At 76.0% G+C, this 21,972-nt stretch carries 22 protein-coding genes and 1 riboswitch; of the genes, 9 read left to right on the plus strand and 13 right to left on the minus strand.

Features of this window, described 5'->3' with window-relative positions:
* The first annotated feature begins 43 nt into the window (after window positions 1–43).
* Together GOBS_RS16265 and GOBS_RS16270 are read left to right on the plus strand one after the other, a co-directional pair.
* Entirely contained in the window at window positions 44–931 is an 888-nt protein-coding gene (locus tag GOBS_RS16265) for an NmrA family NAD(P)-binding protein (protein ID WP_012949354.1), read from the plus strand.
* A gap of 139 nt (window positions 932–1,070) precedes the next feature.
* Entirely contained in the window at window positions 1,071–3,179 is a 2,109-nt protein-coding gene (locus GOBS_RS16270) for a methyl-accepting chemotaxis protein (protein ID WP_012949355.1), read from the plus strand.
* Between the two features lie 186 nt (window positions 3,180–3,365).
* Here the strand turns inward: GOBS_RS16270 and GOBS_RS16275 are convergent, their stop codons facing one another.
* Entirely contained in the window at window positions 3,366–3,851 is a 486-nt protein-coding gene (locus tag GOBS_RS16275) for a polyadenylate-specific 3'-exoribonuclease AS (protein WP_012949356.1), read from the minus strand.
* 70 nt (window positions 3,852–3,921) lie between these two features.
* Between GOBS_RS16275 and GOBS_RS16280 the strand changes: the two genes are divergently transcribed.
* A complete protein-coding gene (locus GOBS_RS16280; RefSeq protein ID WP_012949357.1) occupies window positions 3,922–4,224 on the plus strand; it encodes a DUF6221 family protein in 303 nt (100 codons plus the stop codon).
* A gap of 99 nt (window positions 4,225–4,323) precedes the next feature.
* On the opposite strand, the gene GOBS_RS16285 is transcribed toward GOBS_RS16280, so the two are convergent.
* Complete coding sequence (locus GOBS_RS16285) at window positions 4,324–5,088, minus strand: lysophospholipid acyltransferase family protein (RefSeq protein ID WP_012949358.1); 765 nt, start codon at window positions 5,086–5,088, stop codon at window positions 4,324–4,326.
* A 644-nt stretch (window positions 5,089–5,732) separates the two neighbouring features.
* On the opposite strand from GOBS_RS16285, the gene GOBS_RS28905 reads away from it, so the two are divergent.
* Window positions 5,733–5,939 carry a hypothetical protein gene (locus GOBS_RS28905; RefSeq protein ID WP_012949359.1) on the plus strand — a complete coding sequence of 69 codons (207 nt, stop codon included), beginning with the start codon at window positions 5,733–5,735 and terminating at the stop codon, window positions 5,937–5,939.
* 132 nt (window positions 5,940–6,071) lie between these two features.
* Here GOBS_RS28905 and GOBS_RS16295 read toward each other — a convergent pair whose 3' ends face one another.
* Genes GOBS_RS16295 through GOBS_RS16310 form a run of 4 tightly spaced genes read right to left on the minus strand, consistent with a single transcriptional unit; the run spans window position 6,072 to window position 8,999 of the window.
* The gene (locus tag GOBS_RS16295; RefSeq protein ID WP_012949360.1) at window positions 6,072–7,061 is read right to left on the minus strand and encodes an ROK family glucokinase; all 990 of its coding nucleotides are present in this window, start codon (window positions 7,059–7,061) and stop codon (window positions 6,072–6,074) included.
* Window positions 7,062–7,403, minus strand: a complete 342-nt coding sequence (locus GOBS_RS25570) for a hypothetical protein (protein WP_012949361.1) — start codon at window positions 7,401–7,403, stop codon at window positions 7,062–7,064.
* The gene (locus GOBS_RS16305) at window positions 7,400–8,557 is read right to left on the minus strand and encodes an ArsA-related P-loop ATPase (protein WP_012949362.1); all 1,158 of its coding nucleotides are present in this window, start codon (window positions 8,555–8,557) and stop codon (window positions 7,400–7,402) included. The genes GOBS_RS25570 and GOBS_RS16305 overlap by 4 nt, the downstream gene beginning before the upstream one ends.
* 7 nt (window positions 8,558–8,564) lie before the next feature.
* Complete coding sequence (locus GOBS_RS16310) at window positions 8,565–8,999, minus strand: SRPBCC family protein (protein ID WP_012949363.1); 435 nt, start codon at window positions 8,997–8,999, stop codon at window positions 8,565–8,567.
* Window positions 9,000–9,153: 154 nt separating this feature from the next.
* On the opposite strand from GOBS_RS16310, the gene GOBS_RS16315 reads away from it, so the two are divergent.
* Entirely contained in the window at window positions 9,154–11,004 is a 1,851-nt protein-coding gene (locus GOBS_RS16315) for an AMP-dependent synthetase/ligase (protein ID WP_012949364.1), read from the plus strand.
* Here GOBS_RS16315 and GOBS_RS16320 read toward each other — a convergent pair.
* The 5 genes from GOBS_RS16320 to GOBS_RS16340 all read right to left on the minus strand — a co-directional run bounded on the left by GOBS_RS16320 (window position 11,001) and on the right by GOBS_RS16340 (window position 16,347).
* Complete coding sequence (locus GOBS_RS16320; RefSeq protein ID WP_279432618.1) at window positions 11,001–11,747, minus strand: glycosyltransferase family 4 protein; 747 nt, start codon at window positions 11,745–11,747, stop codon at window positions 11,001–11,003. The genes GOBS_RS16315 and GOBS_RS16320 overlap by 4 nt on opposite strands.
* Before the next feature lie 378 nt (window positions 11,748–12,125).
* On the minus strand, window positions 12,126–13,412 hold the full coding sequence (locus tag GOBS_RS16325; protein WP_012949365.1) for a M48 family metallopeptidase: 1,287 nt from the start codon (window positions 13,410–13,412) through the stop codon (window positions 12,126–12,128).
* Window positions 13,413–13,497: 85 nt separating this feature from the next.
* Window positions 13,498–13,815, minus strand: coding sequence for an NlpC/P60 family protein (locus GOBS_RS29785; protein WP_041241532.1), 318 nt, complete (start codon window positions 13,813–13,815; stop codon window positions 13,498–13,500).
* Between the two features lie 16 nt (window positions 13,816–13,831).
* A riboswitch (cyclic di-AMP (ydaO/yuaA leader) is annotated at window positions 13,832–13,980 on the minus strand.
* A gap of 196 nt (window positions 13,981–14,176) precedes the next feature.
* A complete protein-coding gene (locus tag GOBS_RS16335; protein ID WP_012949366.1) occupies window positions 14,177–14,509 on the minus strand; it encodes a hypothetical protein in 333 nt (110 codons plus the stop codon).
* Window positions 14,510–14,607: 98 nt separating this feature from the next.
* Window positions 14,608–16,347 carry a D-alanyl-D-alanine carboxypeptidase family protein gene (locus GOBS_RS16340; RefSeq protein ID WP_012949367.1) on the minus strand — a complete coding sequence of 580 codons (1,740 nt, stop codon included), beginning with the start codon at window positions 16,345–16,347 and terminating at the stop codon, window positions 14,608–14,610.
* Window positions 16,348–16,513: 166 nt separating this feature from the next.
* On the opposite strand from GOBS_RS16340, the gene GOBS_RS16345 reads away from it, so the two are divergent.
* Together GOBS_RS16345 and GOBS_RS16350 are read left to right on the plus strand one after the other, a co-directional pair.
* A complete protein-coding gene (locus GOBS_RS16345; RefSeq protein WP_243697521.1) occupies window positions 16,514–18,367 on the plus strand; it encodes a DEDD exonuclease domain-containing protein in 1,854 nt (617 codons plus the stop codon).
* A 129-nt stretch (window positions 18,368–18,496) separates the two neighbouring features.
* Window positions 18,497–18,784 carry an Lrp/AsnC family transcriptional regulator gene (locus tag GOBS_RS16350; protein WP_012949369.1) on the plus strand — a complete coding sequence of 96 codons (288 nt, stop codon included), beginning with the start codon at window positions 18,497–18,499 and terminating at the stop codon, window positions 18,782–18,784.
* A 59-nt stretch (window positions 18,785–18,843) separates the two neighbouring features.
* On the opposite strand, the gene trpD is transcribed toward GOBS_RS16350, so the two are convergent.
* Window positions 18,844–19,899 carry an anthranilate phosphoribosyltransferase gene (gene trpD, locus GOBS_RS16355; protein WP_012949370.1) on the minus strand — a complete coding sequence of 352 codons (1,056 nt, stop codon included), beginning with the start codon at window positions 19,897–19,899 and terminating at the stop codon, window positions 18,844–18,846.
* A complete protein-coding gene (locus GOBS_RS16360) occupies window positions 19,896–20,312 on the minus strand; it encodes a hypothetical protein (protein ID WP_012949371.1) in 417 nt (138 codons plus the stop codon). The genes trpD and GOBS_RS16360 overlap by 4 nt, the downstream gene beginning before the upstream one ends.
* Window positions 20,313–20,435: 123 nt before the next feature.
* Here GOBS_RS16360 and ctaE point away from each other — a divergent pair, with 123 nt between their 5' ends.
* Both ctaE and qcrC read left to right on the plus strand, forming a co-directional pair.
* Entirely contained in the window at window positions 20,436–21,059 is a 624-nt protein-coding gene (ctaE, locus tag GOBS_RS16365; protein WP_208104305.1) for an aa3-type cytochrome oxidase subunit III, read from the plus strand.
* A 7-nt stretch (window positions 21,060–21,066) separates the two neighbouring features.
* Window positions 21,067–21,954 carry a cytochrome bc1 complex diheme cytochrome c subunit gene (qcrC, locus tag GOBS_RS29370; RefSeq protein ID WP_012949373.1) on the plus strand — a complete coding sequence of 296 codons (888 nt, stop codon included), beginning with the start codon at window positions 21,067–21,069 and terminating at the stop codon, window positions 21,952–21,954.
* Window positions 21,955–21,972: the final 18 nt, after the last annotated feature.

The raw sequence follows: 21,972 nt of genomic DNA on the forward strand, positions 1-21,972 counted from the left end.
GGTCGTTGGCCGGTGACGTGGTGCATGTCGGAGGCCGGATCGTATGCCCAGGGTGATCGCTGTCACAGGGGCCACGGGCGCCCTCGGCCGCCGTGTCGTCGACCGGCTCGCCGGCCGGGACGACGTGCGCCTGCGGTTGGTCGTGCGCGACGCCGCCCGCGCGCCGCGGGTCCCCGGCGCCGAGGTGGCTGCCGTCCCGGCCGGGTACGCCGACGCCCCGGGCCTGACCGCGGCCCTCAGCGGGGTGCACACCCTCTACCTGGTGTCGGCCGCCGAGGCCGAGGACCGGCTGCAGCAGCACCTCACCGCCGTCGCCGCGGCCGCCGCGGCCGGCGTGCAGCGCGTGGTCTACACCTCCTTCCTCGGGGCCGCGCCGGACGCCGTCTTCACCCTGGCCCGCCAGCACGCGGCCACCGAGGCGGCCCTGGCCGCGACCGGCGTGCGCACCACGGTGCTGCGGCACGCGATGTACGCCGACTTCGTGCCCTTCTTCGCCGTCGCCGAGGACGGGCGGGCGGTGATCGCCGCGCCGGCCGACGACGGGCGCGCGTCCTTCGTCTCCCGCGACGACCTGGCCGACGTCGCGGCCGCCGTCCTGGGTGAGGACTCCCCCGCCCTCGACGGCGCCGTGCTGGACGTCACCGGGCCCGAGGCGCTGTCACTGGACGACACCGCCGCCGTGCTCGCCGACGTCACCGGCCGGCCCGCCGTCTACCGGCGCCAGACGGTGGCGGAGGCGTGGGCGACCCGCCGCCCGTCGGGGCACCCGGACTGGGAGATCGAGGGCTGGGTCACCAGCTACCGGGCGATCGCGGCGGGCGAGCTCGCCCGCGTGACCGACGCCGTCCCGGCATTGACCGGACACCCGGCGCGGACGGTGGCCGAGCACCTGCGCGCGCACCCCGAGGACTGGGCCCACCTGCGCTCCTGAGACGCCCTGACCTGCGTGGACGTGAACTGTGGGGTCCGTAACCCGCGGTTGCACCGTTCCGGTTCACAACCGGCCGCGACCTGCCGATGTGCGACCCGGCGGCCGACACCGGGCCGCCCGGACGAACAGGAGCGGACCCTTGCGGTGGGACATCAGGACCAAGGTCGTGGCGTTGGCCACCGCGTGCGTGGCGGCCACCGGCATCACGGTCGGCGGGGTGAGCGCCTGGCAGAGCAGCGTCTTCGCCGACGACGCCCGGACCGACGTCGAGGACCTCGTCGCGGCCGACCTCACGCAGACCGCCAACGGTGTGTACGACGTGGTCGCCACGCAGGGCGCTTCGACCGCGGCCAAGGTGGACTCCGACCTCGCCGTCGCCCAGCACGTGCTGGCCCAGGCCGGCGGCTTCCGGCTCGACCGGGGCACGGTGACCTGGGAGGCGAAGAACCAGTTCAGCGGCGAGGTGACGCCGGTCGTGCTGCCCCGCGCGTCCGCGGGCGGCACCTGGCTGGGCCAGAACACCGACCCGGCGCAGCCCACGCCGGTGGTCGACCAGGTGCGGGCGCTCGTCGGCGGCACCGCGACGGTCTTCCAGCGGACCGGACCGGCCGGCGACATGCTCCGCGTGGCCACCAACGTCGTGGGGACGACGGGCAAGCGCGCGATCGGGACCTACATCCCGGCGACCAACCCCGACGGCGCGCCCAACCCGGTGCTCGCCACCGTCCTCGCCGGGCAGACCTACCGCGGCAACGCCTTCGTCGTCGACTCCTGGTACGTGTCGGCCTACGCGCCGCTGTTCGACGGCGCCGGCCAGGTCGTCGGCATGGTCTACGTCGGCCAGAAGCAGCAGAACCTGCCGGCCCTGCGGGAGAGCCTCGAGCAGACCACCGTGGGCGAGCACGGCCGGGTCGAGGTCTTCGGTGGCACCGGTGACCTGCGCGGCACGGTCGTGATCAGCCAGGGCGGCGTCCGCGACGGGGAACCGATGCTGGACGCCACCGACGCCGAGGGCACCCGCTGGGTGGAGCAGGTGGTCGACGCCGCCGTCGAGCTGCAGCCGGGCGAGCAGGCCACCGTCCGCTACGTCGACGCCGAGACCGGTCCGCACACCGCGCGCGTCTCCTACTACCAGCCGTGGAACTGGGTGATCACCACCATCGCCCGCGACAGCGACTTCGCCGGCCCCGTCGAGCACCTGGACGCCGGTCGCTCCTCGATGCTCACCGGGGTCGTCCTCGCCGTCCTGCTCGTCGCCGCGGCCGGCGGTGGCATCGCGTGGCTGGTCGGCCGGCGGCTGACCGCCCCGCTGGAGCGGCTGCGGGCGCGGATGGCCGAGATCGCCGACGGCGAGGGCGACCTGACCCAGCGGATGGACGAGTCGGGCCGCGACGAGGTGGGTGACCTGTCGCGGGCGTTCAACCGCTTCGTCGACAAGGTGTCCGGCACCATCCGCGACGTCGGCGAGTGCGCCCGCACGCTGGCCTCCTCCGCGGACAACGTGGCGACGGTGGCCGAGGGCCTCGGCGACCGGGCCGCCCGCAGCCGCGACCAGGCCCGGCACGCCCAGGAGGCCGCCGGCGACATCAGCGCGGGCGTGACCTCCGCTGCCGCCGGCGCCGAGCAGATGGGCGCCTCGATCGCCGAGATCGCCCGCAGCGCCAGCGAGGCGGCACAGGTGGGCCGCAGCGCCGCCGACCTCGCCCGGCAGACCGAGTCCACGGTGGCCACCCTGGGGGCCAGCTCGGCCGAGATCGGGAACGTCGTCAAGGTGATCGCCGCGGTGGCCGAGCAGACCAACCTGCTGGCGCTGAACGCCACCATCGAGGCCGCACGGGCCGGCGAGGCGGGCAAGGGCTTCGCCGTCGTCGCCAACGAGGTCAAGGAGCTGGCCCAGGAGGCCTCCCGGGCCAGCGAGGAGATCGCCCAGCGGGTGCAGGGCATCCAGGCCGACACGACGGCGGCGGTGGGCTCCATCGGCCGGATCGCCGAGGTCGTGCGGGACATGAACGACCACCAGACCACGATCGCCAGCGCGGTCGAGGAGCAGACGGCGGTCACCAACGAGCTGACCCGCAGCGTGGGCGCCGCGGCCGACGGCGCCCACGCCTTCACCAGCACGCTCACCGCGGTCAGCGAGGACGCCGAGCGCAGCGCCGAGGACGTGGACACCGCCCGCACCGCGGCCCGCGAGCTCGACCGGCTCTCCGCCGAGCTGACCCGCCTGCTGGGGGCCTTCACCGTCTGAGAGAGGCCCCCTCCCCCTCGCGAGTTCGGGGCGGTGCCCTGGAGGGGGCCGGCCGGGACGGGACCCTCCGGGACGGCGGCGCAGACCCCTGCGCCGCCGTCCCGTCGTGGTTCAACGGGCCACCCCCGGCAGCCCGCGCGGCTCGGACGGCCGAGCGGGCGACCCAAGCCCCTCCGGAGCGCGGTGTCAGCGGGCCGCGCCCTCCATCGCCCGCCAGCGGGCCAGGTTGTAGCGGGCGTCGACCAGCGCGTCGTGGGTGCCGTCGGGCCGCGGCGGTAGTGGCGGCTGCCCGAGGTCGTCCCAGCGCTGGCGCAGCTCCCGGGTGAACCGGGGGATCGGCCGCGGCAGCGCCGGCATCGCGCCCCACAGCTGGCACAGCGCCACGTGGTCGTAGGCGGCGTACCAGGCCCACAGCTCGACCTCCTCACCCGGGCCGGTGAGGAAGGCCAGCAGGTCGTCGCGGATGCGCCGCCGGCTGCGCCACGCCCGGTCGGCCGGCGGCGGCAGCTGGTCGAGCACGTTTCGCCGCACCCAGGGGATCGCCCGCCGCTCGTCGAACTCCGTGCTGACGGCGTAGAACTCCCGGCCGGCCTCGTCGACGACGCCGATCGAGACGAGGTCGATGGTGGTGCCGTCCTCGATGAACTCGGTGTCGTAGAAGAAGCGCCGCACGCCCTCACGGTAGGTCCCGCCGTCCCCGGGCCGCGGTGCCGGCCGGGAGGGGCCGGGCTAGCGTGCCCCGGTGAGCGCGCCGCACCCGGACCTGCCGAGCAGCATCCGCAACGAGGACCTGGTCGACTTCCTGCTCACCCGTTTCGACGAGGACGAGGAGGCCGCCCGGTTCGTCGCCCTCAGCGCGTCGCGGTCCAACGCCTCGCTAGTGGCGCACGTGCTGCGCGACGTCCGGGCCAAGCGCGACCTGGTCCGCTACTTCCGCGACCTGGAGCAGCAGGGCCCACGTGGCGCCACCATGGAGCGGGCGCTGCGGCTGATCGGGCAGACCTACGCCGAGCACCCGCACTACCGGGAGGACTGGCGGCCCTGAGGATCGGCCCCCTGCCCCTCCGGCCCCGTCCCGGGCCCCACCGGCCCCCTGCAGGGTCCCGCCGCGAGCTTGCGAGTGGTGGGGGGCAGGGGTCCTTCGTCAGCCGGCCAGCGACTCCGGCGCCCGGTCGGCGGCCTCGTCGGCGGGCGGCTGCAGCCGGCTGACCACGTCGGAGGCGCTGGCGCCGGTGGCGTCCATCGACTTCTTCACCCGGGCGCCGTAGACGTCGACGTACTCCTGGCCGGACAGCGTCATGATCTCGTACATGATCTCGTCGGTGATCGAGCGCTCGACGAAGCGGTCGCCGGCCAGGCCCTCGTAGCGGGAGAAGTCCAGCGCCTCCCCGAAGCGGACGGTCACCGCCGGGAGGTTCCAGCCGACCAGCGGTAGCCGGCGCGGGCGGTAGACCATGGCGACCGGCACGACCGGCACGCCGGTCTCCAGGGTCATCCGGGCCACGCCGGTCTTGCCGCGGAAGAGCCGGCCGTCCGGCGACCGCGTGCCCTCGGGGTAGATGCCCAGCAGCCGTCCCTGCCGGAGCAGGCGCAGGCCGGTCTGGATCGCGTCCTCCGCGGCCGAGGCGCTCGTCCGGTCGATCGGGACCTGTCCCGCGCCGGTGAAGAAGGCCCGCTGCAGGAAGCCCTTGAGACCGGAGCCGGTGAAGTACTCGGCCTTGGCCAGGAAGGTCACCCGCCGGCGCACCGACAGCGGCATGAAGACCCAGTCGGCCGCAGACAGGTGGTTGCTCGCGAGGATCGCCGCCCCGCGGGGCGGCACGTGCTCCACACCCTCCACGTGCGGCCGGAACACCAGCTTCACGACCGGGCCGAGCGCCACGTACTTGAGGAACCAGTAGAACAACACGCCTCCCTCGGGGGCTGCCAGACTAGGGAGCCCGGGGACGGGAGGACAATCCCACCCCCCTGCCGTCCCCGCCACACCGGCTCACCGCCGGCCGCCGAGGAGGACCCGTGCCCGAGCCCGAGCCGATGACCGGCGTCGCGCCGTCCCTCCTGCCCCGCCGGGGGAGCGCGTGAACGCCCGCGGACGCGGCCGCCGGGACAACGGCCTGGACGCGGCACTGTGGACCCCGCTGCGCGACGTCGACCCGCGGGTCGGCGAGCACCTGCTCGACGTCCTCCGCGATGCCGGGGTGGCCGCCTACCTGGAACCCTCGGCCGACGTCGAGCCCTACACCCGGACCGTCTCCCTGCCCAGCCCGCCGAGCGACCGGCTGTTCGTCGACCGCGCCCGCAGCAGCGAGGCCCGCGCCCTGGTCGACGAGCACGCCGACGACCACGTGCAGGAGCGCCGCCGCGCCCGGCAGCCCGCGCGGCGCGACGTCGACGAGGACGCCGAGTGGGCCCGCATCGTCGCCGCCTTCGAGGCCGAGCACGGGCGCACCGTCGTCGACGAGGACCCCGCCGACCCGCTCCCGCCGACCCCGGCCGAGCCGTCGGTGCTCGACCGCCCGGAGGAGCACTACGAGCCGCCGCCGCCCCCCGCCGGTGCCGGCTCCGGCGCCGGCCTCGCTGTACGCGGTGCTGCTGATCGCCGCCGGCGCGGTCCTGGTCGCCGCGCCACGGGTCATCGGGCTGTCCGCCGACCTCGGGCTGGTGATCGGCGTGACCGCCGTCGCCGGCGGGGTCGGGGTCCTGCTGTCACGGATGCGCGAGCGCACCACCGACGACGGCGACGACGGCGCCGTCGTCTGATGAAGGACCTCCCTGCCCCCCGCCACTCGCAGGCTCGCGGCGGGCCCCTGCAGGGAGGCCGCCGTCCTCCCCAGCCTCCGCCAGCTCAGGGCGGGCCCGGGACGGGGCCAACCGTGCCTGGGGGCCGCCTGACTACCCCGGGCCGTCGGCGACGGCCCGGCGGACCAGGTCGGCGGAACCGACGATCCCGGCCTCCGCGCCCAGCCGGGCGGCCATCACCCGGGGGCCGGGACGGAACCCGCGGCCGGGCAGTGCCCGTCCCAGCCGCTGACGCGCCGGGCCGAGCACCATCTCGCCCAACACGCTGACCCCGCCGCCGATGACGACGACCTCCGGGTCCAGCACGGCGGAGAGGTCGGCGATCCCCTGCCCGAGCCAGGCGCCCACCTCCGCGAGTAGCTCCAGCGCCAGCGGGTCGTCCTCGGCGGCGGCGGTCGCGACGTGCTCGCCGGTGAGCCTGTCCGGGTCGCCGTCCACCCGCTCGAGCAGCAGGGCCGCGGCGGCCGGTGAGCTGCGGGCCACCTCACGGGCGGTCTGACCCAGCGCCGTGCCGCTGGCGTACTGCTCCCAGCACCCGCGGTTGCCGCACGCGCACAGCCGCCCCTCGGGGACGACGCGCATGTGGCCCCACTCCCCCGCGACGCCGTGCGAGCCGCGCTGCAGGCGGCCGTCCATGACGATGCCGCCACCGATGCCGGTACCCAGGGTGATCATCAGCGCCAGGTCCGCTCCGCGGGCCGCGCCGTAGCGGTACTCGGCCCAGGCCGCCGCGTCGGCGTCGTTGCCCACCCACATCGGCCGCTGCAGCCGGGCGGCGAGGTCCTTGCGGAGCGTCGAGTTCCGCCAGGCCAGGTGCGGGCTGAACAGCACCGTGTCGCCGGTGCGGTCGAACCAGCCGGCCGCCCCCACGCCGACGCCGACCAGCGGGCCGTCGTGCCCGCGGGCGAGCACCTCGACCACCGCGGCGATCGCGTCCTCGGTCTCCCGCACCGACGATCCGGGGGTCGCCCGCCGCGCGGTCGCCAGCACCGTGCCGTCCGGGGCGACGACGCCACCGGCCACCTTCGTGCCGCCGACGTCGATGCCCAGCGCGGGCAGGTCGGCGGCGTCTGCGCCGGCCACTCAGGCGATCTCGATGTGCTGCACCGGCGGCGCGGGTGGCGCGGGTGGCGCGGGCTCCTCCGCCGCCTCCCGCTCCGCCGCCGCGGCCGACGCCCGCTCGGAGACGCTGCGCAGCGCCGCCGCGGCGGCGGTCAGGACCTCGGCCAGCGCGTCGGTGACCTCCGGCCGCTCGCCGCGCACCACCGCTGCGACCTGGCAGACCGGGCACCAGTGGCAGTCGGCCGGGTGCGCACCGGCGGCCTCGCCGTCCCCCGCGCCCTCCCGCAGGGCCGAGCCGAGGGTCTGGCCCAGCCCGGTCACCAGCCGGCGGGCCTGGTCGACCCAGTCGGGTGCGTCGTTCATGGCGTACTCCCCTCGGCGGCCAGCAGGTCGGCCGGCCACTGTTGCGGATCAGGTGTGAAGGCGACCTCCAGCCGCGCGGCCGCGGTGCCGGCGTCGGCGAGAGCGCCGCCGGTGACCACGCAGCGGCGCAGCAGGGAGTCCAGCGGGACCGAGCGGCGGGCCCCGGCCACGGTGACGACCAGGTCGTCCTGCCAGCGGGTCAGGTCCAGGCCGGCGCGCTCGGCCCAGGGCAGCGGCAGCACCAGGCGGCGGACGCCGTCCGCGCGGTCCACCGACGGCGTCAGGGCGGCCACGGGTGCGACGTCGTCCCCGGCGGGCAGCAGGGCGGCCAGTGCCGCGGCGTTCGCCGGTTCCTGCGCGGACTCCGCCACCCGCTGCAGCGGGGCCAGCTCGGCGAGCGCGGCCAGCGCGTCGTCCTGCTCGGCGGCGCGCCGTGCCCACCACTGCCCCGGCCCGCCGTCGGGCAGCACCCGCGCGAGGACGGCGGCCGGCTGCTGGCCGTGCAGCGCCAGCGCGGTCACCGCCGCGCGCAGGGCCGGGACGGCACCGGCGCGCGGCACCGCCACCAGCCGCACCTCGGTGGCCGCCGGGTCGTCCAGCGGCAGCCGGCCGAGCGCCGCCTCCAGCGGCGGCACCGCGTCGAGGACGGCGTCGACCGGTCCGCGCGCCGCCGCACCGGAGCGGACCGCCGCGGTCCGCACCGCGCCGAGCACCCGCACCCGGGTGGGCAGCGCCTGGTCCAGCCACCAGCGCAGCGCGCGCGGCAGGCCGACCAACGCGGTACCCGACTCCAGCGGGCCGGCGTCGACGACCACCGTGTCGGCCTCGTCGTCGGCGGCGGCGCGCGCCAGCCGGGCGAGCAGCGCCAGCTCCGCGGCACCGGGCAGGGGCACCACCGAGGTCGACGGGGGCGGCGTCAGCCCGGGGACGGCGCCGAGCGCCTCACCGGCGGACGTCCACAGGGACTCGGCCGCGGTGAGCGGCGAGACGGAGGCGACGGCGAGCCCGGGGACGTCGGCCAGGCCGGCCGGCCGCCGGCCGGGGCGGAGCAGCAGCAGCGTGCGGGCGCCGTCCGCGGCAGCGCGGACGGCGGTGGCCGCCGCGAGGGTCGAGGTACCGGACCCACCGGGGCCGGTGAGGAGGAGCGTGCGCACCGGCCGCCTAGCCCTCCACGCGCTTCTTGAGCTCCTTGAGGGCCGTGTCGAGGATGATCTTCTCGGCCTTGCGCTTGAACATCCCGAGCACCGGGATGGAGAGGTCGATGGCGATGGCGTAGGTGACCTCGGTGGTGCCCGGAGTGGTCTCCCGCAGGGTGTAGGAGCCCTCCTGGCGCTTCTGCATCTGGCTCTGGACCAGCTGCCAGGACACCCGCCGGTCGCCGTCCCAGGTGTACTCCAGCACGTAGTCGTCCGTGAACGCACCGGCGTCGAGCACGAAGTGCACGCGGCGGGCCCGGCCGTCCGGTCCGGTCTCCAGCACGTCGACCTGCTTGGCCGCCGCGACCCACTCCGGGTAGGACGGGAAGTCGGCGATGACCGCCATGACGTCGGCCGGCGGAACCGCGACCGTGATCGACTGGGTGGACTGGTCGGCCATGCGGAGCAGGCTAACCGCTCGCCTCGTACGGGTGGCGCGACGCCATCCGTCCCTACTCACGGGTAGTGAGCAGCGGCTAGATTTCCCCGAGACGGCCCGCGACGGGGTCCGGGGCGACGGCGCCCGGGACCGGGCGGGCAGGAGAGGACGAGGCGTGCGCGAGTTCAGCGTCCCCGCGACCACCGAGGTGGGCCCCGACGAGGCCCTGACCGACATGCTGGTCGAGAACGTCACCCGGCACGGCGACGAGACCGGGTTGCGGCGTCGGGTGGACGGCCGGTGGGTCGACGTGTCCTGGCGGCAGTTCGGCGAAGAGGTCCGCGGCGTCGCCAAGGGGCTGATCGCCGCGGGGGTGGCCGCCGGTGACCGCGTCGCCCTGCAGGCCAAGACGCGTTACGAGTGGACGGTCCTCGACTACGCCATCTGGACCGCCGGCGGCGTCGTCGTCCCGATCTACGAGACCTCCAGCGCCGACCAGGTCGCCTGGATCCTCTCCGACTCCGGCGCCACCGCCGTCGTCGTGGAGCGGGACGAGCACGCCGCGGCCGTCGAGTCGGTCCGTGACCAGGCACCGGACCTCTCGGCCGTCTTCGTCATCGAGGACGACGCCGTCGGGACGCTCACCGTCGCCGGCCAGGACGTCCCCGACAGCGAGCTCGACGCCCGCCGGGCCACCCTGGACGCCGACAGCCCGGCCACGCTGATCTACACCAGCGGCACCACCGGCCGGCCCAAGGGCTGCGAGCTGACGCACCGCAACTTCCTGTTCGAGATCGGCAACGGCATCACGCTGCTGGACCGGTTCATCAACGCGCAGAGCTCGCTGCTGCTGTTCATCCCGCTGGCGCACGTGCTGGCCCGCGTCCTGCAGGTCGGCGCGGTGAGGAACCGCACGGTCATCGGCCACACGCCGGACGTGAAGAACCTGGTCGAGGACCTCGGCGAGTTCCGGCCGACCTTCGTGCTCGCCGTCCCCCGGGTGTTCGAGAAGGTCTACAACTCCGCCAAGGCCAAGGCGGAGGGCGACGGCAAGGGCAAGATCTTCGACCGGGCCGCGCAGGTGGCCATCGACTGGTCCCGCGCCCAGGACACCGGCGGTCCCGGCCTCGCGCTGCGCGCCCAGCACGCCCTGTTCGACCGGCTGGTCTACGGCAAGCTGCGCGCCGCCCTGGGCGGCCGCTGCCAGGGCGCCATCTCCGGCGGCGCCCCCCTCGGCGAGCGGCTCGGCCACTTCTTCCGCGGCATCGGCGTTCCCGTCTTCGAGGGCTACGGCCTGACCGAGACCACCGCCGCCGCGTCGGTCAACCACGACGGCGCGCTGCGCATCGGCACCGTCGGCCGCCCGCTGCCCGGCGTCGGCTTCGCGATCGCCGAGGACGGCGAGATCCTCATCCGCGGCGGCATCGTCATGCGCGGCTACTGGCGGAACGAGGCCGCGACGACGGAGGCCATCGACGCCGACGGCTGGTTCCACAGCGGCGACCTCGGCGAGATCGACGCCGACGGGTTCGTCAAGATCACCGGGCGCAAGAAGGAGATCCTGGTGACCGCGGGCGGCAAGAACGTCGCCCCCGCCGTGCTCGAGGACCGGCTGCGCGCCCACCGCCTGGTCAGCCAGTGCATCGTCGTCGGCGACCAGCGGCCCTACATCGCCGCCCTGGTCACCCTCGACGAGGAGGCGCTGCCGCTGTGGCTGCAGTCCCAGGGGAAGGACGCCGGCCTCACCGCCGCCCAGCTCGCCGAGGACCCCGACGTGCTGGCCGAGCTCGACGCGGCCGTCGCGGACGCCAACAAGGCGGTGTCCCAGGCCGAGGCGATCAAGCGGTTCCGGGTGCTGGGCACCGACTTCACCGAGGACAACGGGATGCTCACGCCGAGCCTGAAGCTCAAGCGCTCCGTGGTGCTCAAGGAGTTCGACGCCGAGGTCGAGGGGCTCTACCAGAAGAACCCCGCTGCCCCCTCTCCCTCGCAGGCTCGGGGCGGGACCCTGCAGCAGGGCCGTTAGCCGTCGGGGTCGAGCAGCCCGGCGAAGGTGTCCGCGATCGAGGCCCAGGACCAGCGCTGCTCGACCCACGCCCGGCCGGCCGCGCCCATCCGGCGCGCCCGCTCCGGGTCGTCGAGCAGGCCGGTGAGGACGGCGGCCACCGCGTCGGCAGACCGCGGATCGGCGACGACGTGCCCGGTGACGCCCTCCTGCACCGTCTCGGGCGCACCACCGGAGGTGCCGGCCACCACGGGCCGTCCGCAGGCGGCGGCCTCGAGGTAGACCATGCCCAGGCCCTCGACGTCCAGGCCGCCGCGGCGGGTGCGGCAGGGCATGGCGAACACGTCCCCGGCGGCGTAGTGCTCGGGCAGCCCGGCCGGCGGCACCGGCCCGGTGAGGACGACGGAGCGCGCCAGCCCGCGTGCGGCGACGGCCCGGCGCAGCTCGTCCTCCAGCGGGCCGCCGCCGACGAGCAGCAGCCGGGCGTCGGGGTGCCGAGCCAGCACGCGCGGCCAGGCCGCGACGAGCACGTCCTGGCCCTTCCGCGGCACCAGCCGGGACACGCAGGCGACAACCGGCGCCGTCCCCAGCCCGTACCGCGCGCGCACGGCGGCGCCGTCGGCGTCCGGGGTGAAGCAGTCGACGTCCACCCCCGGCGGGAGCTGCGCCATCCGGGTGACCGCGCCCAGCACGGGCGCCAGCCGGTCCCGCGTGTAGTCGCTGATGTAGGTCAGGACGTCGAGCCCGGCGGCGATCCGCCGCATCAGCTGCCGCGCGCCGGGCAGTGCGACCCAGCCCGTCTCGTGGCCGTGCGTGGCCCCCGACCAGGTGGCGCACCCCGGCGTCGCGCAGCGCCGGCGCGAGCAGCCCGAGGGGCGCGGCCGCGCCGAAGAACGCCGTCTCGCAGCCGTGCCGCCGGGCCAGGTCGGCCGCTGCGCGGGCGACGCCCGGGGTGGGGAGCAGCATCCCCGTCGGGTGCCGCACCACCTCGTACGGCAGCGCGGCGTCGTGGGCCTCCCAGCCGGGCGAGCGGGAGGCGAGCACGATCAGCGACTCCGGCGGGCGGCGGGCGAGCAGGGCGGCGACGAAGGTCTGGATGCCGCCCTGGCGCGGCGGGAAGTCGTTGGTGACGACCAGCGTCCTCACCCGGCGTCCTCCAGGCGCTGCCAGTCCTCGGCGAAGGCGATCCGCTGCGCGCCGGTGGGGTGCGAGCCGAAGAACCACTGCCAGGCGGCGGGCGGGTCGGGGTCGCTGAGGTTGGTGGCGGCCAGCTCCCGCTGCATGTCGGTGAACGCCCCGGCGTCCCCGGTCAGCTCGAGCGCCCGCAGGTCGGCGCGCGCCTCGACCTGCCGCGACACCAGGTTCTGCACCGGCGTGCTCAGCAGACCGCCCACCGACAGCAGGAGCAGCACCAGCGGGACGACGGCCGGGTCGGCGGGCGACTGCGCCCCCGCGCGGCGCAGCAGCGGCGTCCAGGACAGCAGCCAGCCCGACAGCGCGACGGCGGCCCCGGCGCCCAGCGCCCCGACCAGGGTGCCGGTCAGGACGTCGCGGTGGACGACGTGGCCGAGCTCGTGCGCCACGATCGAGGCGACGGCGTCGTCCGGCAGCCGCTCGAGGGTCGTGTCGTAGAGGACGACGCGCCGGGTCGAGCCGAACCCGGAGACGTAGGCGTTCAGCGCCGTCGTCCGCCGGGAGGCGTCGGAGACCAGCACGTCCTGCACCGGGGTACCGTTCTCCTCCGCCAGGTCGAGCAACCGGGTGCGCAGCTCACCGGCCGGGAGCGGCTCGAAGCGGTTGAACGCCGGCTCGATGACCACCGGGTGGAGGAACGACCCGACGACGACGAAGCCGGCCGCCACCGCCGCGGCCCACGCCCACCAGGTGCGCGGCGCTCGCCGGACGAGCCACAGGAAGCTGCCCAGCGCCAGCGCGGTGACCACGGCGCTGATGGCGGTCGAGACGGCGACGTCGCGCAGCCACAGCCCCCAGCCGCGGGTCGACAGGCCGTACCGGTGGCGGACCACCTCCGCGTACGCCGACACCGGCAGCGTGGCCAGCCGGCCGACGACCACCACGGCCGCCGTACCGAGCAGCACCTGGGCCGTCCACCTGCCGCCGAGGGGCGCGGCGACGGCGCGCACCAGTCGTGCCCCGAGCCGGGTCAGGCCCAGGACAGCGGAGACCGCCAGGCCGAGGGCCAGCGAGACCAGCGAGGCCGGGCGCAGCGCGGCGGCGAAGGACTCGGCCCGCTGCAGCACGTCCGGCGGGAGGACCGACGACGGGTCGGCCGGGGCGGGCCCACCCGGGGGTTCGGCGAGCAGCGTCCACGGCGGGACCACCACGAGGACGACGACGAGCGCGGCGCCGAGCACGGCCGCGACCAGCAGCGCGGCGCGGCGGGTGCTCTCCCCGCCCGCCCCGCTCACGTGCCCGATCCTAGGAGGCCCCTGCCCGGGGACCCGTGGCACGCTCCGGCTCCCCGGGGAGGGGCCCGCGAGGCCACGGCTCGGCTCAGCCGGCGATGCGGCGCGTGGCGGTGGTGCCGTCCATCGAGTCCACGCTCACGACCTCCACCGGTTGCCCGGAGGTCGAGGCGTGCACCATCTGGCCGTTGCCGATGTACATCGACACGTGGCTGACCGGGCTGTAGTGGAAGACCGGGTCCGCGGCGGCGGTGCCCGGCAGGAGCGTCAGGGCCAGGGTGGCGGTGGCTCCCAGGACCAGCCCGCGGGCGAGAACGCCGGCCGCGCCGGGCTGGCGGACCGCGACCGGGCGGTGGGGGTGGAGCTGATCGACGGCATGCCCCCGGGCAGGGCGGGGGGTCGCCACGGGCGGCGGCTCTCCGTTCTTCCTCAGCGACCGCCTACCGAGTTGGCTGACGGGTTCGGGCTGGGAAGAAGGCGCCCTGTCTCTGCACCCCGGCGGACCGGCGCGCAGGAGAACTCACCCCAGTGCTGCGGTGGGTCCCCGGTTCCCCCTCGGCGCCGGTGCGGCGCGTCGGGCGATTCGGCGGTGACCGGCCGAGGTCACCCGCCTGCAGGTGACGACCACCCGACCGGACCGGCTCACCGTACGGGGGTTGAACAAGTGATGAACGGAGGTGCCGAGGACTGTGGAGCGGTGTTCCCCCCGGTCCGCGACACGCCGTCCGGCGCACGGCGGCACGGCGCAGACCGCTGCGCCGCCCCGCTCACCCGGTGCGCCGCCCGCCGGCCCGCCGCTGCGGTGCGGCCCGTCGTGCCGGGGCCGGCCGGGCGGAGCGCTGGTGACGCAGCGGTGGCACCAGACCGGCGTCGGCCAGCACCCGGACGGCGCGGCGCTCGACCTCGTCGAACTCCACGACCACCCCCGGGGGCAGCACGACGACGTCCTCGGCGCTGAGCTCCCCGTCCCGCCGGCCGGTCATCGGGACCACCGTCGGGTCGGCCCCCCGCCAGCCCGGCGGCGCCCCCAGGAGGACGGTCACGACGCAGTCGCCGCAGCCGGTACCACGAGCGGTGCAGGTGTCGCAGTCGATGTGCACGGTCCACTCCTCCACTGGCCGACCCTCGTCGTGGGAGGCCGTCCGTGGCCCCGGTCGATCCGGGCAGGACGCTAGGAGCGGGCACCGACAGTTCCGGCTCAGGCGCCGGCGTACTCCCAGTGCCAGGGTTCCTCACGGCCGTTGCCCGGGTCGGCCCAGCGCGGGTGGAGGAAGCCGAAGCGGCCGGCGTTGGCGACCATCCAGGCGTACTGCGCCGTCCCGAACTGCTCGACGCCCCCGCACAGGTCGACCGCCAGGCCCCATCCGTGGTCGCTGGTGCCCGGCACCGCGGCCAGCTCCGGCTTCTCGCCGTACAGGCGGACCTGCTCGCCGTAGGTGCGGTAGGAGTCGGTGAGGCACAGCGGCGTCCCGAAGGCGCCGGCGAAGGCAGTGCTCATCGCCTGGTAGGCCGTCGCCGCGTCGCAGCGCAGCAGGTGGCCGGCGACCCCCAGCGGACACATCGCGCCGGGCGGGACCAGCCCGTTCGGGAACCCGCGCCACGCCCGCCCTCCGGACGTCTCGGGCGGGTACCGCACGTCGCCGCACTCGACCGGCAGCGCTCCGCCGGACGGCCCGGTCGCGGGGACGGCCGCGCGTGGCCCGAGGCCGGGCCGTCCAGCGCCCAGCACCCGGTCGGCCGCCGGGCGGCCGACCACGACGGCACCGGCGCGGGCGTCGGCCGCCAGCACGGTCCGCCGGTCCAGGGCGATGCCGACGTTGCCCGGACCGGATCGGCCGGCGCCTAGGAAGACCAGGTCCCCAGGGAGGACGTCGGCGGGGTCGACCGGCGTGGTTCCCGCGTAGAGCCCCGCCTGGTCGTCCGGGAGGTCGATCCCCACCGAGGCGTAGACGGCGTGCACCAGGGAGCCGCAGGACCACGCGTCCGGGCCCGCCGCCCCGGGGGCGTAGGGCAGCTCCAGAGCGTCCACGGCGGCGCTGACCGCGGCGACCGCCTCGGCGGCCGGGACGACCAGTGGATCCGCGCCGGGCAGCTGGGCCACCCCGGCCTGCACCCCACCGCCCGACGCCGGCACCGGCGCCAGCCCGTCGGGCAGGCCGACCACCGGGTCGCGCAGCGCCGCGGCCGGCGGCGGGGTGACACCGGCCGCGGCCAGCTCGTCGAGGTACCCGTGCCAGTCGGTCGCCGCCTGCCGGCCGGCCGCCCGCTGCTCCTCCCGCTGCCGGCCCAGCTGCCGGTCGACGGCGGCGACGGCGACCTCCAGGTCCCGGCTCGCCGCGGCCGCGGCGGCCTCCAGCTCGGCGGTCCCGGTGGTGAGCTCCGCTGCCCGCGCACGGGCGGTCTCCCGCGTCCTCTCCGCCTCCGCCCGCCGCGCCGCGGCCTCTTGCCGTCGACGCTCCGCGGCGGCGACCACCGCGGCCGCGTGCCGCTCGGCCGCGTCGAGCAGGCCCCCCGCGGCGACGACGTCCCCCGGACCACCACCGGACAGCAGCACCGAGAGCGGCGTGACCTCGCCCGCGTCCCGGTAGACCGCCGAGGCGTGCCGGGCCACCTCGGCCCGGGCCCGAGCGAGCTCGGCGTCCGCCGCGACGATGTCGGCCTCCGCCTGGGCCGCGGCCGCCTCGGCGGCGGCGAGGGCCTCCCGGGCCGCGACGACCCGGGACTGCCGCTCCTGCAGGTCGGCCTGAACCTCGGCGGCGCGCCGCTGCAGCGCGTCGAGCTCGGGGCTGTCCAGGAGGCTGGCGTCCGCGACGGCCGCGCCGGCCGGGGCAGCTCCCGCGGGCGTCGCCGACGACAGCACGGCGGCGAGCGCGACGACGCCCACGGACAGGGACGCCACCGCGCGGCGGCCGGGGCGCCACCGGGAGAGCGAGTGCACGGACCACCTCTGCGAGTCGGGACCGCAGCGGTCCTCGACGAGATGGTGTCGGGCGCCGGGCGGGCGCGCCAGGGGATGCGCACCGCTCCCCCCGGACGGGTCAGGTGAGCCCGTTCCCCGGCGCGCGTCCCCGGGACTGTCAGCGCCCCGACCTACCGTCCGGCCCGTGCGCCCTTCCCCCGCCCGGCCGGTGCCGCTCTCCCCCGCCCGCCTCGCCGGGACGGCCGCCCGGGCCGCGGCCGGGCTGCCGCGCTTCGAGCAGGCCACCATCGACGAGCTGGGCACCCCGCTGGCGGAGGTCACCTTCGTCGTCGTCGACCTGGAGACCACCGGGGGGTCCCCGAAGGACAGCGCGATCACCGAGATCGGCGCGGTCAAGGTGCGCGGCGGGGAGGTGCTCGGCGAGTTCCAGACCCTGGTCGACCCCGGCTGCGAGATCCCGCCCTACATCAGCGTGCTGACCGGGATCACCTCGACGATGGTCGCCGCGGCCCCCCGCATCGGCGCTGTCCTGCCGCACTTCCTCGAGTTCGCCCGCGGCGCGGTGCTGGTCGCCCACAACGCGCCGTTCGACCTCGGTTTCCTCAAGGCCGCCTGCGCGGCGAACGGCATCCCCTGGCCCGCCACGGCCTCGGTCGACACCGCCGTCCTCGCCCGCCGGCTGCTCAGCCGCGACGAGGTGCCCAACTGCAAGCTGGCCACCCTCGCGCCCTACTTCCGCACCAGCACCGAGCCCTGTCATCGGGCGCTGGCCGACGCCCGTGCCACCGTCGACGTCCTGCACGGCCTGTTCGAGCGGCTCGGGCCGCTGGGCATCACCAGCCTGGAGGAGCTGACCGGGCTCACCCGGCAGGTCGACCCCGACCGGCTGCGCAAGCGGCACCTGGCCGACGCCGTCCCGCACGGCCCGGGCGTCTACCTGTTCCGCGGTCCCCGCGACGAGCCGCTCTACGTCGGGACGTCGACCGACCTGCGCAGCCGGGTGCGCAGCTACTTCACCGCCGGTGAGCAGCGCAGCCGGATGACCGAGATGGTGGCGCTCTCCCAGCGGGTCGACGCGATCCCGTGCGCGCACGACCTCGAGGCGGCCGTCCGCGAGCTGCGGCTGATCGCCGAGCACAAGCCGCGCTACAACCGGCGCTCCCGGTTCCCCGAGCGCGCGCTGTGGGTGCGGCTGACCGAGGAGCCCTTCCCCCGGCTGTCGGTGGTGCGCCGGGTGCGCCCGGGCGCCGGGGTGTTCCTCGGCCCCTTCCCCGACCGGCGGGCGGCCGACGCCGCGGTGGCCGCCGTCCACGAGTCGCTGCCGCTGCGCCAGTGCACCGGCCGGCTGTCGGTGCGGGTGCTCGGCACCGCCTGCGCACTGGCCGGGATGGGCCGCTGCGGCGCACCGTGCACCGGCGCCCAGTCGGTCGAGGAGTACGGCGGGATCGCCGCCGTCCTGCGGACCGCGGTGGCCGCCGACCCGCACGCGCTGCTGGCGCCGCTGCTGGCGCGGGTGGAGCGGCTGGCCGCCGAGGAGCGCTACGAGGACGCCGCCGTCCTGCGCGACCGCGCCGCCACCCTCGTGCGCGCGGTGCGGCGGCGGCAGCGGCTGGAGTCCCTGGCCGCGGTGCCCGAGCTGGTGCTGGCCCGCCCGGACGGCGAGGGCGGCTGGCAGCTGTCCATCGTCCGCCGGGGCCGGCTCGTGGCCGCCGGGTGCGCGGCCCGCGGCAGCTCGGTCCGGGCGACCCTCGAGGGGCTGCTGGCGACGGCGGAGACGCCGCTGGGCCCCGACGGCGAGCTGGCCGCCTCGGTCGACGAGACCGAGCTGGTGCTGCGCTGGATGGAGAAGCCCGGCACCCGCCTGGTCCAGGTCGACGGCACGCTGGCCTGCCCGGTGCCCGGCACCGGCGGCTACACCGACTTCCTGGACCGGGTCGAGGCCGGGCGCGCCGGGCGCGACCCGTTCGCCGACGGCCGCTCGCTGGGCACCCGGGCACGCCCCGAGCGCGTCTCCAGCGGGGCCGCCATGAGCCGGTGACCTGCTGGAACGGCCCTCCTGCAGGAGCCCGCGCCGAGCCGGTGACATGCGGGAACGGCCCCGCTGCAGGGACCCGCCACGAGCGGAGCGAGTGGTGGGGGGCAGCGGGGTCCTTCTAGCATCCCCGGCGTGATCACCGCCATCGTCATGATCGACGCGGCCACCGACGCGATCCCCGAAGTGGCCGAGGCCGTCGCCGGCCTCGACGGCGTCAGCGAGGTCTACTCCACCGCCGGCGAGGTCGACCTCATCGCGATCGTGCGGGTCCGCGAGTTCGACCAGGTCGCCGAGGTGATCGCCGGCCGGATCAACAAGGTGCCCGGCGTCCTCGAGACCGAGACGCACATCGCCTTCCGCGCCTACTCCCGGCACGACCTGGAGGCGGCCTTCGCGATCGGTTTCGAGTCGGCCGACTGAAGAGGGACCCCTTGCCCCCACCGCTCGCACGCTCGCGGCGGGGCCCTGCAAGGGGGCCGTCAGCGCGCGGCGCCCTGCCGCAGCGCCCGGCTGACCGTCCTCCACCGCTCCAGCAGCGCCGCCGCCCGGCCGTCGTCCACGGCCGCGGCCGCCCGCTCCATGCCCGTCGCCAGGGCGTCGTGGAGCCGCACGGACCGCTCGTCGAAGGCGGCCAGCGCGGCGGCCGCGTTGAGCAGCACCGCGTCGCGCACCGGCCCGCGCTCCCCGTCGACCACCCGGCGGAACACGTCGGCGTTGAAGGCCGGGTCGCCGCCGCGCAGCGCGTCGACCCCCGACACCGGGACGCCCAGCGCCGCCGGGTCCACCCGGTCGGGCACGACCTCGCCCTCGCGCACCAGCCACGCCGACGACGTCGTGGCGGTGGTCAGCTCGTCCAGGCCGTCGTCCCCGCGGAACACCACCGCCCGCGTGCCGCGCTCGGCGAGCACCTCGGCCACCACGGGGGCCATGCGCGGGTCGGCGACGCCGATGGCGGCCGCGGCCGGGCGGGCCGGGTTGGTCAGCGGCCCGAGGAAGTTGAAGACCGTCGCGATGCCGAGCTCGCGCCGGGGCACCGCGGCGTGGCGCATGCCCGGGTGGAAGACCGGCGCGAAGAAGAAGCCGATGCCGGCCTCCTCGACGCAGCGCGCGACCGCGGGGGCGGGCAGGTCGATGACCACGCCCAGCGCCTCGAGGACGTCCGCGGAACCGGAGTACGACGACGCCGCGCGGCCGCCGTGCTTGGCGACCGGCACGCCCGTGGCGGCGGTGACCACCGCGGCCATCGACGAGATGTTCACCGTGTGCGCGCCGTCGCCTCCGGTGCCGACGACGTCGACCGAGGCCAGCGGCAGCTCGACCGGCGTCGCCTGCGCCAGCATCTCCGTGGCCAGACCGCTGAGCTCCTGCGCGGCCACGCCCTTGGCGCGCAACGCGACGGCGAAGGCCGCGATCTGCGCGGGGGTGGCCTCACCGGCCATGACCTCGCGCATGGCCCAGGCGGTGTCGGCGGCGGTGAGGTCCTCGCGCGCCAGCAGGCGGGTGAGCAGAGCCGGCCAGGTCGGTCGGGCGCTCACCGGGATACCGGGCGCCGCCCCGCGCGGTCGCGCAGCAGGTCGGCGACGACGGCGGGGGCGGTCAGCGGGTCGACCGGGAGGGGCAGGGTGGCGTCGGCCTGCGACCAGTGCGCCAGCCACCGATCGGGCTGGCGGGCGATCAGCACGCACAGCGCCGGGCGGTCGGCGACCTCGACGGTGAGCTGGCGGGCCAGCGCCAGGCCGCCGGTGGGCTGCGCCTCGCCGTCGAGGATGCAGAGGTCCACGCCGCCGCCGTCCACGGTGTCGACGACGTCCTCCCCCGTGGCGCACTCCACCCAGGTCAGGGGGCCCACGTCGGCGGCCGGACGGCGGCCCACCGCGGTGCGCACGGCGGCCCGCACGTCGGGCCGGGAGCTGTAGACCAGGACGGTGGCCGGGGCGGCGTCACTCACGGCGCCGAGCGTAGTGGCAGCGGACCCGCTGACCAGGCAGCACCGGGCCTCGGTATCGAGGAGGTCACGGCGTCGGCACGCCGTCCCACCCGCGGTCGTGGCCTCACCGGGAACGATGCCATGATGGGCGTCGTGACAACGGCTCCCGTGGCGAGCAGCACCTTCGACACCTCCCGGGTGCACTCCCTGACCCGACCGAACCTGGTGAGCGTCGGCACGATCATCTGGCTCTCCAGCGAGCTGATGTTCTTCGCCGGTCTGTTCGCCATGTACTTCACGGCGCGCGCCCGGGCCCTCGAGGGGTGGCCACCGGAGCCGACCGAACTGAACCTGCCCTACGCGCTGGTCTTCACGATCATCCTGGTGGCCTCCTCGGTCACCTGCCAGCTCGGCGTGTTCGCGGCCGAGCAGGGCAACGTCTACGGCCTGCGGCGCTGGTTCACGATCACCTTCGTCATGGGCCTGGTGTTCGTCCTGGCGCAGGCCAACGAGTACCGGGTGCTGGTGACCGAGCACGCCACGACGATCTCCAGCTCGACCTACGGCTCGGTCTTCTACCTGACGACCGGCTTCCACGCCCTGCACGTGATCGGCGGGCTGGTGGCCTTCGTCTACCTGCTCATCCGGTCCACCATGGGCCGCTTCACGCCGGCACAGGCGACCGCGGCGATCGTGGTCTCCTACTACTGGCACTTCGTCGACGTCGTGTGGGTCGGGCTCTTCGCCACGATCTACCTGATCCGCTAGGGAAACGGTGTCCACTCCTGATCCGCACTCCGACGCCCTGACCGGCGAGGGGACGCCCCGGGGCCTCCGTCGCTGGTCCCGCCGTCCCGCCGTCGGTTCCCCCGCCGCCGCGGCCCGCATCCGGCGGCGCTCCAGGCAGCGCCGCCGCATCGCCAACGTGGCCGGCCTGATGGCCGCGCTCGTGCTCACCGGCACGCTGTACTCCGCCCTCGCGCCGGCCCAGGCGACCGCGCAGACCACCGCCACCGAGTCCTCCGCCGAGGCCGCCGGCCGCGAGCTGTACGAGCGCAGCTGCATCACCTGCCACGGCGAGAACCTCGAGGGCGTGCCGACCCGCGGGCCCTCCCTGATCGGTGTCGGCGAGGCCGCCGTGTACTTCCAGGTGCACACCGGCCGCATGCCGCTGGTCCGCCAGGAGGCCCAGGCGCCGGACAAGCCGGCGGTCTTCTCCGACGAGGAGATCGACCAGCTGATGGCCTACGTCCAGGCCAACGGTGGCGGCCCGACCCTCCCGTCCGGCGACCTGCGCGACGGCGACCTGGCCGAGGGCGGCGAGCTGTTCCGGCTCAACTGCGCCTCGTGCCACAACTTCGTCGGTGCCGGCGGCGCCCTCTCCTCCGGCAAGCGGGCCCCCAACCTCGACGACGCCAACGACCTCGAGGTCTACACCGCGATGCTGAGCGGCCCGGAGAACATGCCGGTCTTCGGGGACAACCAGCTCACCCCCGAGGAGAAGCGCTCCATCATCAACTACATCCAGACGGTCAAGGACCAGGCCGACCCGGGCGGCTTCGGCGCCGGGCGTCTCGGCCCCTCTGCCGAGGGCCTCGTCATCTGGGTCGTCGGCGTCGCGGCGCTGATGTTCGGCATCTTCTGGATGGGCAGCAAGGCGTGAGCACGCGCACCGTCTCCC

Origin of the sequence: Geodermatophilus obscurus DSM 43160 (genome assembly GCF_000025345.1) — a bacterium.
Taxonomy (GTDB): domain Bacteria; phylum Actinomycetota; class Actinomycetes; order Mycobacteriales; family Geodermatophilaceae; genus Geodermatophilus; species Geodermatophilus obscurus.

Excerpts from the sequence above, each read along its gene's own strand:
- GOBS_RS16310 (WP_012949363.1), bottom strand. The coding sequence starts at position 8,999 with ATGGCCGACCAGTCCACCCAGTCGATCACGGTCGCGGTTCCGCCGGCC.
- ctaE (WP_208104305.1), top strand. The coding sequence starts at position 20,436 with ATGGGCGTCGTGACAACGGCTCCCGTGGCGAGCAGCACCTTCGACACC.
- GOBS_RS16265 (WP_012949354.1), top strand. The coding sequence starts at position 44 with ATGCCCAGGGTGATCGCTGTCACAGGGGCCACGGGCGCCCTCGGCCGC.
- GOBS_RS25570 (WP_012949361.1), bottom strand. The coding sequence starts at position 7,403 with ATGAACGACGCACCCGACTGGGTCGACCAGGCCCGCCGGCTGGTGACC.
- GOBS_RS16320 (WP_279432618.1), bottom strand. The coding sequence starts at position 11,747 with ATGCGGCGGATCGCCGCCGGGCTCGACGTCCTGACCTACATCAGCGAC.